Source organism: Photobacterium sp. WH77 (assembly GCF_022014395.1).
Classification (GTDB): domain Bacteria; phylum Pseudomonadota; class Gammaproteobacteria; order Enterobacterales; family Vibrionaceae; genus Photobacterium; species Photobacterium arenosum.
Genome location: NZ_JAKLTE010000009.1, coordinates 18,155 through 33,109 on the forward strand (window position 1 = coordinate 18,155; position 14,955 = coordinate 33,109).

General features: G+C 47.9%; 10 protein-coding genes. 4 read left to right on the forward strand and 6 right to left on the reverse strand.

Annotated features, from left to right (window positions below):
* Positions 1–315 precede the first annotated feature (315 nt).
* Both L6J37_RS10930 and pepN read right to left on the reverse strand, forming a co-directional pair.
* Positions 316–537 carry a DUF2835 domain-containing protein gene (locus L6J37_RS10930; RefSeq protein ID WP_192017082.1) on the reverse strand — a complete coding sequence of 74 codons (222 nt, stop codon included), beginning with the start codon at positions 535–537 and terminating at the stop codon, positions 316–318.
* Positions 538–622: 85 nt separating this feature from the next.
* Positions 623–3,247: an aminopeptidase N gene (gene pepN / locus L6J37_RS10935; RefSeq protein WP_237795106.1), complete on the reverse strand. Its 2,625-nt coding sequence runs from the start codon at positions 3,245–3,247 to the stop codon at positions 623–625.
* A 422-nt stretch (positions 3,248–3,669) separates the two neighbouring features.
* On the opposite strand from pepN, the gene pncB reads away from it, so the two are divergent.
* Positions 3,670–4,866, forward strand: a complete 1,197-nt coding sequence (pncB, locus tag L6J37_RS10940; RefSeq protein ID WP_237795107.1) for a nicotinate phosphoribosyltransferase — start codon at positions 3,670–3,672, stop codon at positions 4,864–4,866.
* Positions 4,867–4,967: 101 nt separating this feature from the next.
* On the opposite strand, the gene L6J37_RS10945 is transcribed toward pncB, so the two are convergent.
* The 4 genes from L6J37_RS10945 to L6J37_RS10960 form a co-directional block, all read right to left on the reverse strand.
* Positions 4,968–5,633, reverse strand: a complete 666-nt coding sequence (locus tag L6J37_RS10945; protein WP_192017079.1) for a lipocalin family protein — start codon at positions 5,631–5,633, stop codon at positions 4,968–4,970.
* 228 nt (positions 5,634–5,861) lie between these two features.
* On the reverse strand, positions 5,862–7,865 hold the full coding sequence (gene prc, locus L6J37_RS10950; RefSeq protein WP_192017078.1) for a carboxy terminal-processing peptidase: 2,004 nt from the start codon (positions 7,863–7,865) through the stop codon (positions 5,862–5,864).
* Between the two features lie 17 nt (positions 7,866–7,882).
* Complete coding sequence (proQ, locus tag L6J37_RS10955; protein WP_192017077.1) at positions 7,883–8,521, reverse strand: RNA chaperone ProQ; 639 nt, start codon at positions 8,519–8,521, stop codon at positions 7,883–7,885.
* 110 nt (positions 8,522–8,631) lie between these two features.
* Complete coding sequence (locus L6J37_RS10960) at positions 8,632–9,090, reverse strand: GAF domain-containing protein (RefSeq protein ID WP_237795109.1); 459 nt, start codon at positions 9,088–9,090, stop codon at positions 8,632–8,634.
* A gap of 84 nt (positions 9,091–9,174) precedes the next feature.
* Between L6J37_RS10960 and L6J37_RS10965 the strand changes: the two genes are divergently transcribed.
* The 3 genes from L6J37_RS10965 to L6J37_RS10975 are packed head-to-tail and all read left to right on the forward strand — an operon-like array spanning position 9,175 to position 14,898.
* Positions 9,175–11,007: an ABC transporter ATP-binding protein gene (locus tag L6J37_RS10965; protein ID WP_237795111.1), complete on the forward strand. Its 1,833-nt coding sequence runs from the start codon at positions 9,175–9,177 to the stop codon at positions 11,005–11,007.
* A gap of 50 nt (positions 11,008–11,057) precedes the next feature.
* Positions 11,058–12,248, forward strand: a complete 1,191-nt coding sequence (locus tag L6J37_RS10970; protein ID WP_192017074.1) for a paraquat-inducible protein A — start codon at positions 11,058–11,060, stop codon at positions 12,246–12,248.
* Entirely contained in the window at positions 12,235–14,898 is a 2,664-nt protein-coding gene (locus L6J37_RS10975; protein WP_237795113.1) for an MlaD family protein, read from the forward strand. The genes L6J37_RS10970 and L6J37_RS10975 overlap by 14 nt, the downstream gene beginning before the upstream one ends.
* The last annotated feature ends 57 nt before the right edge of the window (positions 14,899–14,955 follow it).

The following is a 14,955-nucleotide window of genomic DNA, read 5'->3' on the forward strand; positions in this document are numbered from 1 at the left end:
TCGAAAGCTATTGTAGGGGGTTTTGTTGCCAAATGGTTACGTTAATTACTCTGGTTTTTGAAGAAAAAATCGAATATGTGACTAAGGTAGATGTTTTGACTGGTGGCCTGTCAGCAGACAAAAATTCCAATGCGATAACTTGCTACTACACACACTTTTTGGTCTAACCATCTAAAAATATAAACTTTTTTCTAGCTGTGAAACTAATCAACATCTCAGGCAACTGATTATGAGATACTTTTTTCGCAACAGATAAAAAAACCAGTTTCGCATAATTATGTAGGATATTTGTTAATATCCGACTAAAGACAGGTTTTAAGCGATTTTCTCCAACTTTTCAAAACGGTTTTCTGCATTCACCACAACCCGAAAGCGCCCTTTTATACCTAACTGGCTGAGGAAAGGACGAAGTCTGACGGCTGGGAGCTGCAGCCGGAGGCCCTCATCGGTGTGAACCAGCACTGAGCTGGCAGCACCTGAGTAATGCTGCAGGTAGGTGTGATAGGGAATGTTGACTGAAAAGGTGTATCTCTTCATGCAAACAAGCCTGCTTGTCGAATAAAATTGGTCGAATAAAAAAGAAAGGCTCCCGGAGGAGCCTTCTGATTAAAACAGACTTGCTTTATTGTTCAAGTGCTTTTTCCACTTTCTCAAACAAATCTCTCGCCAGATTGTCCAAACCGGCCAATTTCTCCAGTTCGGCACGCATCAGTGCCTGGCGTTCCTCATCATACAGACGGTACTTGAGGAAAGGCTCAATCAGGCGTGAAGCCAACTGCGGGTTCGACGTATTCAGGGCGGTCAGTATCTCAGTCAGGAAACGATAACCACTACCGTCTTTTGCGTGGAATCGAACCGGGTTGTTGGCGCAAAAGCTCGCTACCAGACTGCGTGTACGGTTCGGGTTCTTCAGGCTAAACGCTGGGTGTTGCATAGTGTCACGCACATTATCCATAGCATTTGCCGCTGGATTCTTACCCTGAAGAATAAACCATTTGTCCATAACCAGTCCGTCATGGCTCCACTTGTCGCTGAAATCTGCCATCTGCAATTCGCGGCAGGCCAGCTGCGCTTCATTAGCCGCTGACATGGCAGCCATAGTATCTGTCATGTTATCGGCCGTTTCATACTGAGCTGACACCATTTTTTCACCCTGCTCTGTCAATGCCAGATAAGCGAGGCAGCGATTACGTAACGCACGTTTGGCTATCGCACCATGTTCAATACTGTAGCTGGCTTGCTTCAGTGAGTGATAAATGGCAGTCAGCTCATCTTCCAGCTCTGTCGCCAGAAGCTTTTCGAGCTGTCCGAGCACAGCATGTATTGCATCAACATCGACAATGTCATACCAGCCAGCCACTTCATTCTCGCTGGGCAGAGTCAGCATTTCAGCAATAAAGGCAGGATCGAGTTTTTCGTCCAGTAACGCCCCGCGGAATGCATCAACCACGTTTTCAGGGAAAACCACTGTGCCCCCCGTTTGTACCGCGGCCACATTACTTCGAATGTATTTGGCAAGTAACATCTGACCGGCATCCCAGCGCGCAAATTCATTGCGTGCATGAGTCATCAGGAATACTAACTCCTGGTCACTGTAATCGTACTCCAGAGCAACCGGCGCCGAGAATTCACGTAACATGGAAATCACAGGCTGCTCATTCACCCGATCAAATTCAAAAGTCTGCTCAAGCTCTGTGACATCCAGTACATGATGCACTTTTTCTCCGTTACGCTGTAACTCAATAACCTGACCATTGCTGTCGTAGAGTTCAATATCAAACGGAATATGCAGGGGCTGTTTCTCTTTTTGCCCGGCTGTAGGTGCCGTATGTTGTTTTACCGTGACAAGGTAACGTTTGGTGCCGGCATCATATTCGGTGCTGACTTTTACAATCGGTGTGCCCGACTGGCTATACCATAAACGGAACTGTCTCAGGTCAACACCCGAAGCCTCTTCCATCGCCAGCACAAAGTCGTCACATGTCGCTGCTGTGCCGTCATGACGTTCAACATACAGTTTCATACCCGCCTGAAAACCTGCTTCGCCCAGCAGTGTGTGCATCATCCGAATCACTTCACTGCCCTTCTCATAAACTGTCAGGGTATAGAAGTTATTCATCTCAATGACTTTTTCCGGTCGAATCGGGTGCGACATCGGACCGCGGTCCTCAGCAAACTGTGGCCCACGCATAACACGGACGTTGTTGATTCGGTTTACCGGCCGAGAGCCCAGATCCGATGAAAACTCCTGATCCCGGAATACAGTCAAGCCTTCTTTCAAGCTGAGCTGGAACCAGTCCCGGCATGTAATGCGGTTACCGGTCCAATTGTGAAAGTACTCATGACCAATAACTGACTCAATACCCAGATAATCCGTGTCCGTAGCAGTGGCCGGATTCGCCAGCACGTATTTGGAGTTAAAGATATTCAGACCTTTGTTTTCCATCGCCCCCATGTTGAAGAAATCAACGGCAACGACCATATAGATATCCAGGTCATATTCCAGGCCAAACCGCTCTTCATCCCATTTCATAGAGTTAATAAGCGATTGCATGGCGTGCTCGGCGCGATCCAGATTGCCCTTATCGACAAAGATTTCCAGCGCAACGTCACGACCGCTGACTGTTTTATAATTGTCACGCAGCACATCAAAGTCACCGGCAACCAAGGCAAACAGGTAGCAAGGCTTTGGATACGGATCCTGCCACTGAACCCAATGACGACCATTTTCCAGCTCACCGCTTGCCACTTTATTACCATTACTCAATAAATACGGGAAGCTAGCTTTATCTGCGATCACTTTGGTGGTGAAACGGGCAAGCACATCCGGGCGGTCCTGATAAAACGTAATACGCCGAAAACCTTCCGCCTCGCACTGAGTACAGAAGCCACCACCAGATTTATACAGACCTTCAAGCGCGGTGTTTGCTTCCGGGTTAATCTCCGTTTCAATGGTAAGTTCAAACTCTTCAGGCAATTGACGAATCAGCAGGCCATCTGCCGTTTCTTCATAGTGCTGCCAGGTTTCACCATTGATTTCCAGCCGACGCAGAACCAAATCATCACCGTCTAATTCAAGTGACGTCACACCTGCAGTTTGTTGCTTCACTTTACTGACAGCAACAACGCGGGTCGCCGTGTCTTGCAGATCAAACACCAGATCAATGTCGGTAATCGTAAAATCGGGTGCGGTATAGTCAGCACGATACTTAGCAGTGGGTTGAGCGGCATTCGGTTGATCGGCCATAAAGTCCTTCCTTCATCATCCATATTGGCAGTTACCACAAAACAACGAACAAGATTTGATCTTTTCAATCGATGAAACATTGTTTGCGGAACTGAAAAATTTGCATACCCCAACTTCAGGTTATGATAGCGGGTATGGAGCAGGTAAAGTCAGCGTGAAGCCTATGCCATATACACGCAATTATAGGTAAGACAAGAATTCTTGAAATCGCATCAACTATACTTTATGTGAATACGTATAATTGGTCGCCAATAATCTTTACACTGTGTTAAGGCAAAATGTTAGCAGATAGCACTTGAGGTGAAAATCTTATCTTTATCTATTGTTACCAGCGTCGCGTCGCGTAACAATGACACTGTCGTACAACCTCCTTTACCCCAGTACATTGATTTTAGCCTCTTTAACAGGAATGACTCTGCAATATGAACCACACTATGCAACCTTGGATCATTGATTCACTGCTTGATACCGATGCGTACAAACTCCACATGCAGCAAGCGATTTTTCACCTCTACCCAGATGTGAGCGCTGCCGCCGAGTTTCGCTGTCGCAGTGGCGAAGATCTCAGGCCTTACCTGGCTGAAATCAAAAGACAAGTCGCTCACCTGGGTGAGCTGCAGTTTAGCGCAGAAGAAATTGACTACTTAGCCACACTGCCATTCTTTCAGCAAGACTACCTGGACTATTTAAACCAGTTTCGCCTCGATCCCACACAGGTCATCATAGATGAAAGCGATGAACAGATCACTATACGTATCGAAGGAAAATGGCTGGATATCATCTTGTGGGAAGTGCCTTTGCTGGCCATTGTCTGTGAGACTCGATGTCGTCATCGCTATGCTGATGCCTCACCTGAAGCTGCGATTGATCAACTCAATCACAAGCTGTCCCGTTTTCACGCGCTGGCTGCCGATACGGACATCAGCGAATTTTCTTTGGTCGATTTCGGCACCCGGCGTCGCTTTTCTAAAGATGTACATTACGCCGTTGTCGATCATCTGACAGCACACTTCCCTCAGTTCAGCGGTACTTCAAACTACCATCTGGCCCGAACTCGCCAGCTAACCCCTGTTGGTACCCAGGCACACGAGTGGTTCCAGGCTCACCAACAACTGGCCGGAGAACTGGCTGGTTCTCAGCAGTTAGCATTGAACCGCTGGCTTCAGGAATACCCGGACTCCTTAGGTATCGCCTTAACCGACTGTATTAACATGGATGCATTTTTGCGGGATTTCGATCTGCGTCTTTCCAAACGCTTCAGTGGTCTGCGTCATGACAGCGGTGATCCGATCACATGGGGCGAAAAAGCCATTGCGCACTATCAGTCGCTGGGCATCGATCCAAAAAGCAAAACGCTGGTATTTTCCGACAGCCTGACGTTAGAGCGCGCACTGGAGATATATCAGCACTTCTGTCAACGCGTCCAAATCAGTTTTGGTATAGGGACGAATATGACATGCGACTTGCCGGGCGTAGACACCTTAAACATTGTGCTGAAACTCACCGAATGTGAAGGCCGGCCAGTTGCCAAAATTTCAGATGAACCTGGAAAAAGTATCTGTCAGGATGAAGAGTACCTGGGTCAACTCCGTGAAGCCTTCAAGCTGGTCAATGACTGAGTTGAATGCACAGTAATACTGCAGACAAAAAGAGAGGCGAAAGCCTCTCTTTTTATTACAACGTTGCGTTACAAGGTAACATTTTACAGATAGATAAGGTGTTATTGACGCTGCATCACAGCTTCCATGCCAAACTGTTTATTTGTCAGAGTTAACGTATTGTCTCCGCCCAGTTTAAAGTGGCTGTCATGCTGGCCATCTTCGTAAATCAGCACAATCCTGTCATCTTCCAGGTAGTAGATGCCCTTATGCTCTTTACGTGTTCCGTCTTTTCCTATTACCTGAGCGGAGAATAAGAAATCCGGACGTAGCGACAGCTTCAGCTCTGACACTTTGTTATCAACGTCCTTACCGCCTATCGCGGAAGAACGCCATTGACCCGGTAAATTTTCAGGCGCCAGCTTAGTAAAACGCGCACCATCTAAAAGAAACTGGTTATAACTCAACACATATTCATGCTGCTGGGAGGGCTGATTGATGGAGTTCATGGTAAGCGTCGTTTCATCAATATCATAGTTGCCGCCCCACTCGTCGATCAGTCCGTCAGTACGAAGCAGGCGCACTTTAAAATGATAAGACGAACTGAACTTAATATTCATAGCACGGTAGTTGATTCCCTCACTCTCCACCCCTTCCTCGGTAGTGCTGAACCAGTACCAGTCTCCAAGCAGCAGTGGATAATCGAATTCAGTCAGCTCATCGGCTGCTGCAGTGTTGCTCCATGTAAAAACACTGAGAACAAATGACAAAAGAACGGCTCGCAGCATGATAGTACCCCTAAGAAGTATCAGCCCCTTCTATCAAATTAGCCCTCATTGGAATGTCCCGCGCGCGAATATGATACTTGTCATAAGTATTCAACAGCTTGTTTCAACTATGAGACATGGCCAGCCATGAACTTCAGCCTTGTTATTAACACCACTAACGCACTGTTGTAAAAAGAAAAACGGCGCAGAATGCGCCGTTTTTTATATCATCATTAAACCTTAATCACTTCAGCTTTGCTCTTCCCGAACTAAATCAGCCGTGATTGCAACAGCCTCATCCAGATAAGCATCAGGCGCTTCATAATCTTTAGGGACGTCTTTCAATGCAATGAAAGGTTTCTCACCTAACGATTTCTGACGTGCGTTCAAGCGCTCCAAACGCTCTTTCTCATCCAGATCCTGCTCAGAGCGACGCTTGCTTTCGTTCAGAGACAAGGCATTTTTATCTTTCTCAGCGTTGTACTTGGCTATGTCATCGAAAATAAAGCCAAACTCCATATCGCTCTTGATACGTTGTTCGTGTTGAACACGTAACGAAGGCAACAGCGGAGAGAAGTCATACAGCTTCTGGTAACCCGCAGGCTTGATACTGTCCCACGGCAGAGCATTATCTTCTACACTTTCACCCGTATCCGCAGGGTCAATGGCAGTAGGGAAACTGATATCCGGTACAACACCCAGATTCTGCGTACTGCCGCCGTTAATGCGGTAGAACTTCTGAATCGTGTACTGAACGTGACCTAGCGGTTTATCGAACAGATCATAGATATGATTCAGAGAACGGTGCTGCTGAACTGTACCCTTACCGAATGACTGTTCACCGATAATAACGGCACGACCGTAATCTTGCATTGCCGCGGCAAAAATCTCAGACGCAGACGCACTGTAACGGTTGATCAGCACAGTTAAGGGGCTATCAAAGTAAACGCGATCATCGGAATCACCATTCACTTTCACACGTCCGTAACTATCGCGAACCTGAACCACCGGGCCACTGTTAATAAACAGGCCGGTTAATGCTGTGGCTTCCGTTAACGCACCGCCGCCGTTATTACGTAAATCAATAACAATACCATCAACCTGTTGCTGGTTTAATTTCGCCAGCTCTTTCTTGGTATCTTCAGAAAGACCAACATAGAAACTCGGGATCTCAAGAACACCAATTTTGCGGCCTTTATAAGTTTCTACTGATGACTTGGCAGCCCTGTCTTCAAGACGGATCTTATCCCGGACGATTGTGACACTGTAGCTTTTGGCATTGACTCCCTCCGGAAGAATCTCCAGGCGAACCTTGCTGCCCTTCGGCCCTTTGATCAGCTGTACCACATCATCCAGTCGCCAGCCCACCACATCGACCATTTCTTTACCGTCCTGAGCGACACCAATAATACGGTCTCCTGCAGACAGTTTTTTAGAATTGGATGCCGGGCCACCAGCAACTAAAGAACGAATAACAGTGAATTCATCATCCACTTGAAGCACAGCACCAATCCCTTCCAGAGACAGGTTCATCTCCGACTGGAACTGCTCAGCGCTGCGAGGAGAGAGATAACTGGTATGAGGGTCAACTTCACGCGCGAATGCATTCATATAAAGCTGAAACACATCTTCGCTGTGACTTTGAGTCAGGCGCTTCAACGCGTTGTTGTAACGTTTACCCAAGGTTTCCTGAATGTCTTTCCACTCTTTGCCTGCCAGCTTAAGATTCAGCTCATCCGATTTGACACGTTCACGCCAAATTTCATTCAGCTCTGCCCTGTCCTTCGGCCATGGCATTTCTGAACGATCAACCACAATATCTTCGTTGACATTGAAAGACATAGGTCTGTCCAACAGAGTCAGCGCATATTGATAACGATCAAACCGACGCTTCAATACCGTATTGAAGATATCGTAAGCTGCTGTTGTTTCGCCTCTTTTTAACTGGTCATCAAGCTGATATTTCCACTGTTCGAACTGTCTGATATCAGATTGAGTGAGGAAGCTTTTGTTGAAGTCCAGCATTTCCAGATAGCGATCGAAAATGTTGGCAGAAAATTGGTCATCAAGTGAGAACTGGCGATAGTGAGATCGGGTAAACCGTGAGGCTACACGCTTACTGGCGGTCGCATGCTGTTTTTCTGGAGACAAAACAGGCAATTCACTTTGTGTATGTGTGGCTTCCAAGGCCTGAGCTGATGCTGCCAGCATGATACCGGCAGCAATCAGTGAGAAACGGAATCGACATTTCATACGTCGAGCATTCTCCTTTATGAACGCAGGTGCTCCGCTTTCACAACCATGGTCAGGCCATTAGTCAGACGGACACGCACATCGTCCTTATTAATTTCTACAATGGTTGCCGGCATGTTGCCATTGCCCATATTGACACTGACATCCTTACCCACTGTCACTTCATCGGAAGACAAAGCGCGTGTTGTTTCTACCGGCTTCTTATCTAGCTTAGACGTTTTTTGCTTAACGTTTCTAGGTCTAGGTGATTTTTCCCTAACTTTCTTTGGCTTAGCATCACCTTCAGCCGCCGCTTTAGCCGCTGCCTGCTCTTTACGACGGGCGCGAACTTTCGCTTTACTTTCTTCCAACGCCTTTTGCGCGTGATCAACATGTTCCTGTTCTAACACACCACACTCATTGCCATCAAGGTCAATACGGCTAGCGCCTGCTTTAACACCATGAAGATAACGCCAAGAAGAAGTGTACTGACGAAGTGCTGCTCGCAGCTGAGTTTTACTGACTTTAGGATCATCACTCAGTCGTTCAGCGAGGTCTTGGAAGATACCAATTTTTAATGGTTTAGCTTCACCTTCAACAGTAAAACAATTCGGGAATTGCTCTGCAATATAGGCAATCACTTCTTTACTGTTCGTTAACTTTTCAGAGTTTTCCATGGACTTTCCTGACAAAGCGAGAGTACCTCGCTGTTAGTGCTTTTAAATAAAACCAATAAGTGCGGGCTATTATAATTACCTGATGTTGAAAAACCACCGAAAGCATGCAATTAGAGCTTAATTTGTAGTTCCTCAATGAATGCAGCCAGCCCGTCTTCATCTTCCTGGTCAAATCTTGACAGGCTTGGGCTATCAATATCCAATACGCCGTACAATTCACCTTTAACTGAAAATGGAATCACGATCTCAGAATTACTGGCAGCATCACAGGCAATGTGCCCCTCAAATTGATGGACGTCACCTACTCGCTGAATTTTGTTTTCTGAGATTGCCGTACCACAAACACCGCGGCCAACAGGTATACGAACACAGGCTGGTTTACCCTGAAATGGACCCAATACCAACTGGTCATCTTTCAGCAAATAAAAACCGACCCAGTTAATATCCTCTAACTCCATGTTCAGTAACGCACTAATATTAGAAATATTAGCAATTACATCGGGTTCACCGTCAACGATTGCCACAGCCTGTTGGGTTAAACGACGGTAGAATGCAGATTTATTTTCCATGGCTTACTCCATATATAGCCGTTAAAATGGCACCTTTGTATCGTAATAGGAATCGTTATCACTGTGAAAGGCTCAACGAATCAAATGATTAACTGGTCATGGTTGATAAAGCAAGCAAAACATCACAAAAAGAGGCTGATTGCTGCCAATATCATCGCCCTGATTGCTACGCTTATCAGCGTTCCTATCCCACTGCTGATGCCGCTGATGGTAGACGAAATTCTGCTTGATCAGCCTGGTAAGGGAATTGCTTTATTAAACCACTTCCTGCCGTTAGCCTGGCAACAACCGACTGCCTATATCATTCTGGTACTCCTGATGGTCGTCGTCATGCGTGCTGCCAGCCAAGCTTTGAATATCCTGCAAAGCCGCCAGTTTACCTTAGTCGCCAAAGACGTCACTTATCAGATGCGCAAGCACCTGATAGATAAACTTGGCCGGATAAGCATGCGTCAGTATGAAGAGCGCGGCAGCGGCGGAATCACTTCTCATCTGGTTACGGATGTTGAAACCATAGATAAATTTGTGGGCGACACGTTAAGCCGCTTTCTGATTGGTACGCTGACTGTGCTCGGGACAGCCATCGTGCTGCTGTGGCTGAACTGGGAGCTGGGGCTGTTCATTCTTCTGGTCAACCCCGTTGTGATTTATGCATCACGAAAAATGGGAAACCGAGTTAAGCACTTAAAGCGGAAAGAAAACCAAGCCTTCGAGAAATTTCAGCAGCGACTGGTTGAAACGCTGGATGGTATTTATCAGCTAAGAGCGGCAAACCGTGAACGCGATTTCCTGAAAAACCTGAAAGAGCATGCTGATGGCATCCGTGATAATGCCGATAAATACGCCTGGCAGTCAGAAGCCGCCGGACGGATCTCTTTCCTGCTGTTTTTGATTGGATTCGAACTCTTCCGCGCTGGGGCCATGCTCATGGTGCTGTTCAGTGATCTGACCATTGGCCAGATGTTCGCGGTATTTGGCTATCTGTGGTTTATGCTGGGCCCTGTTCAGGAACTGCTGGGGATTCAATTTGCCTGGTACGGTGCTTCGGCCGCTATGCAGCGTCTGAACCAGTTGATTGCACTGGAAGAAGAGGTTCGCCCTCAGGCCAAAGTGGATCCCTTTTCCGGCCATAAGCAGATTGCCATTGATATCAATCATCTCGACTTTTCCTATGATGAAGACAAGAAAGTCCTGAACGGATTGAATATTTCATTACCCGCAGGAAAACGCGTGGCATTAGTGGGTGCGTCAGGCGGCGGAAAGTCCACATTGATCCAGTTACTCCTTGGCATCTATCAAAAAGACAGTGGCGATATACTGATCAATGGCCATCCTGTTGAAGACGTCAGCTATGAGGCACTGCGGGAAAAAATGGCCGTTGTGCTGCAACAACCGGTACTGTTCAATGATACTCTTCGTCATAATCTGTCATTGGGCGCTGAGTATAGCGACGAACAACTTTGGCAAGCAATTGAAATTGCACAGCTTTCAGATGTCACACAGCGGCTGAGTGACGGGCTGGACACTCAGATTGGCCGTCAGGGTATTCGCCTTTCAGGAGGACAACGCCAACGGCTCGCTATCGCCCGAATGATTCTGACTAACCCGGATTTCGTCATTCTGGATGAAGCGACATCTGCACTGGATACGGCCACTGAAGCCGCTTTGCATACTGCCTTGAACCACTTTCTGGCAGACCGGACGACCCTTATCGTGGCTCACAGACTCTCTGCGGTGAAACAGGCTGATATCATTTATGTGCTGGAAGACGGTCAGGTAAGCCAGACGGGCACACACACTGAACTGGTGAACACAACCGGCCTGTATCAGACCCTGTACGGTACTGCACAATCCAGCGAGGCTGAACATCACATTAATGATCAGAATCTGACAGTAGCCAGGTTCAGTTCAAAATAATATAGTGATGCCAGTTCAACAAGTTAACGGTTCCAATAGGATGGACATCAATGTCAACGGTAAGACTCTGCCCTAGTTGTGATTTACTATTGACACCTAAAGTAACCGCCAGGGGACAAAGCGCTTTTTGTCCCCGTTGCGAATCACGCATGTACCGTGGCGGCATGCCATCTATACGTGGCGATCTGGCTCTCGCTGTCGCCGGTTTGATACTAATCATACCGGCGCATCTCTATCCTTTAATTACCATTCGCCTGTTCGGTGTCATGATACCGGCTACCATACCCTCAGGCGCACTGACGTTGTCGTCCGATTACCCCGCTGTCGCGCTGTTAATACTGTTCTGCAGCACAGTCGCACCTTTACTGGTTTTCCTATCGGTAGTCGGCGCTCAACTAGGCTTGGCGAAGCGCCAGCTCAGCCTCTTTAAGTACTCGATGTGGTGCATAGAACACCTGAAGCATTGGGCGATGTTTGATGTTTTTCTGGTCAGTTTGGGTATTGCGTGCTTCAAAGTTAAAGACTATGCCGATATCTATGTCGGCCCCGGCCTGTTTTGCCTGGTTATGATGGAAATACTGATGGTCATCATGCTCACGCGCTTCCATGTCAAACGGTATTGGGAAGCCTGGCAACCTGAATCCGATCATAAAAGCCCAGCCTTGAAGTTACACTGTGACAATTGCCATCTGAGCCAGGAAGAAGCCGATAAATGTCAGCGCTGCCATAGCCCAACTCACTACCGTAAACCGTTTTCAATTCAGAAAACATGGGCTTACCTGATCACGGCGACTATTTTCATCATCCCGGCAAACACCTACCCGATATCAATATTTTTAAACAATGGTAAGCGGATTGAAGACACTATTCTCTCTGGCGTCGCGTCACTCATCAATACCGGCATGGAAGGCATAGCCATTCTGATTTTCTTTGCCAGTATCGTTGTGCCCGTTGCCAAAATACTTGGGCTTGCATTTATTCTTCTGTGCATCCACGGTAAAAGAAAGATCAATCACTTACACAGAATGAGGCTTTACCGTATCATTCAATGGATCGGTAAATGGTCAATGATGGACTTGTTCGTCATTGCTTTAATGGTCACGCTCATTGATCGCGGCCAGATTCTGGATTTTACCCCTGGCCCGGGAGCCATTGCCTTTGCGATCGTTGTCGTGCTCACCATGCTGGCAGCAGAAAGCCTGGACTCTCGCCTGATTTGGGATAACTATGACAAACAGTAAACACCCTCCACAGCCGCCTTTTGGCAACCCCGTCGGCCCGCAACAGCCTCAACCGGTGAATGTCAAAAGGGACAGACAGATATCGCCGCTGTGGATTTTACCTGTACTGGCTTTGGGGCTGGCGGCATGGCTGGTCGTTCAGGCTGTCAGCGAAGCTGGCCAGCGCATCATTATCCATTTTGAGGATGCGGCCGGTCTGGTTGCCGGCAGAACCATGATTCGTTATCAGGGCCTGGAAGTTGGCGTCGTCCGGGACGTTAAATTATCTGATGATCTGCAAAGTATCTATGTAACCGCTGATATCTATCCTGAAGCGGTACAGGTTTTACGTAAAGGCACGCGGTTCTGGCTTGTTAAACCCAAAGCCTCGATTACCGGCATCAGTGGCCTTGATGCACTGGTATCGGGTAACTACATTGCGCTGCTCCCAGGAGAGGGAGAACCGGCCCAGGAGTTTGACGCTTTAGACAGTCAACCCTCCGAAACTCCCGCTGGCGAAGGGCTCACCATTCAGCTTCAGGCGCCCGACCTGGGTTCTGTTTCTATCGGCGCGCAGGTCTACTATAAAAAAATCCCTGTTGGCGAAGTCTATAACTACACCCTCAGCAACAGTAAAAAACGGGTGTTGATTGACGTCCTGATCCAACCTCAGTACGCCAACCTGGTGACCAATAAAAGCCGCTTCTGGAATGTTAGCGGTGTCAGTGCCAATATCGGATTTAATGGTGTCGATGTTCAGTTTGAAAGTCTCTCTGCATTAATTGCCGGGGCGATTGCTTTCGACTCCCCGGACGAAGGTCTTCCTATCCAGCCGAACCATTTGTTTCGCCTGTACCCCGATCTGAATACCGCTGGACGCGGCATCGCCATTACCGTTGAATTACCAGATGACAATGACATCAGTGCTGGCGGCGCTCCGATCGTGTATCGCGGCCTGCAGATTGGCCAGATCTCTGATTTGCGTTTAGACCATCAGCGCAAACGTATTATTGCCCATGCAGCGATTGAACCTAGCATGAGTGATTTGCTGACATCCGGCACCAGTCTGTTGTTGGAAGAAGCCAACCTCTCCTTACAGGGTGTGAGTAATCTCGGTAACCTGATAAAGGGCAATTATCTGACGTTAATTCCAGGCGAAGGTGAGCCGGCCCGGCACTTCCAGGCATTCACCCAGGAGCAGCTTGAAGAGAAACGTCCCGGGGCTGCCGTCATTCACCTGTACGCCGATAAGAATGTTGGTATCAGCCGAAATACTCAGGTGACACACCGAGGCATGGCCGTGGGAAGTGTCAAAAAAATCAGCCTGGAAAAAGAAAAAGTCCGCTTTGATATCATAATCAAACCCGAATTCACCTCTCTGGTACGAAGCCAAAGCCGCTTCTTTATTGATGGCGGAATTCAGGCCAATATCAGTGCAGATGGCATCAATGTATCAGTACCACCAGCAGAGCAGTTAATCAGTAACAGTATCGCTTTTACCTCTGAAGGCTCAGGGAAAATGCGTAGCCAATATCCGCTGTTTGAAAGTCGGGCACTCGCGAAACTTGCCAGCAGCCAGCAATCCGGCAGTACCACGGTACAACTTTTTGCCGACACTCTTCCCTCGGTGAGCGAAGGTAGCCCTGTGCTATACCGTAACCTTCCCGTCGGCAAAGTCAGTGGTTATGCCCTAACGCGTGACGGCGTCACAATAAAATTATCGATTCAGAACAAGTACCGCTATTTAGTGACAGCAGACAGCGTTTTCTGGGATCAATCCGGTGTTGAAATCGAAGCTGGTTTGTCTGGGGTCAATATAAAAGCCAGCCCTGTCACTTCATTACTCAAAGGCGGTATTGCTTTCGATAACATGAACGGCATTCCCAACCGTGTCGGTAAACAATTCAAACTGTTCGGCAGCCTGAAAAGCGCGAAGGAATTTGGTACGCAAATCAGCCTGACGGCAGAGCATGCCAAAGGCATTTCTGTGGGTACTGACATCAAATACCAAGGAGTGACGGTGGGTAAAGTGTTGTCGCTGGTACCGGATTTTAAAACCGGTCTGGTTCAGATTGATGCGCGTCTTTTTCCCCGGTTTGCTGATGCTCTGACAAAAGATAAAACGCACTTTTGGCTGGTCACACCCAAAGTCGAACTCACTGGAGTCAAAAATCTCGACAGTCTTTTAAGCAGCTACATAGAAGTAGAGCCGGGTGAAGGAAATTACCGGCAAACATTCGCGCTTTCGGAACAGGAAAAAGCAAGGTTCGATGGCCTGACCGTTATTCTGGAAAGTGTCAACCGCGCTTCAATACGTTCAGGTACACCCCTGCTGTTCAGAGACATACAAGTGGGTCAGGTCAGTAAAGTCACGTTAGGCGAATTGGCTGACAGAGTAATGATTGAGGCGCACATTGAGCCTGGCTTCCGGCATCTGGTTCGTTCAGATACCGTATTCTGGAACACATCAGGTCTGGATGTCAGTGTCGGTCTGACAGGCGCCAGCATTCAGGCTGGTACTGTAGACAGCCTGATTCGTGGCGGCATTGCACTCGCCACACCCGAAGGCCAGCCCCTTTCCGCGCCAGCTCAAAGCGGAACGCACTTTCTGCTTCACGAAAAGGCCAATCCGGAATGGAAACAGTGGCGGACTGCTATTCCGGCCGAATAACACCCGGCATCGGCCACCGGGCACGTGGGTCGCCGAAAAAGTCTGGTTGTTCCAGCC

Coding starts and splice junctions, on each gene's coding strand:
- L6J37_RS10930 (WP_192017082.1), bottom strand. CDS start 537: ATGAAGAGATACACCTTTTCAGTCAACATTCCCTATCACACCTACCTG.
- L6J37_RS10965 (WP_237795111.1), top strand. CDS start 9,175: ATGATTAACTGGTCATGGTTGATAAAGCAAGCAAAACATCACAAAAAG.
- proQ (WP_192017077.1), bottom strand. CDS start 8,521: ATGGAAAACTCTGAAAAGTTAACGAACAGTAAAGAAGTGATTGCCTAT.
- prc (WP_192017078.1), bottom strand. CDS start 7,865: ATGAAATGTCGATTCCGTTTCTCACTGATTGCTGCCGGTATCATGCTG.
- L6J37_RS10945 (WP_192017079.1), bottom strand. CDS start 5,633: ATGCTGCGAGCCGTTCTTTTGTCATTTGTTCTCAGTGTTTTTACATGG.
- L6J37_RS10975 (WP_237795113.1), top strand. CDS start 12,235: ATGACAAACAGTAAACACCCTCCACAGCCGCCTTTTGGCAACCCCGTC.
- pepN (WP_237795106.1), bottom strand. CDS start 3,247: ATGGCCGATCAACCGAATGCCGCTCAACCCACTGCTAAGTATCGTGCT.
- pncB (WP_237795107.1), top strand. CDS start 3,670: ATGAACCACACTATGCAACCTTGGATCATTGATTCACTGCTTGATACC.
- L6J37_RS10960 (WP_237795109.1), bottom strand. CDS start 9,090: ATGGAAAATAAATCTGCATTCTACCGTCGTTTAACCCAACAGGCTGTG.
- L6J37_RS10970 (WP_192017074.1), top strand. CDS start 11,058: ATGTCAACGGTAAGACTCTGCCCTAGTTGTGATTTACTATTGACACCT.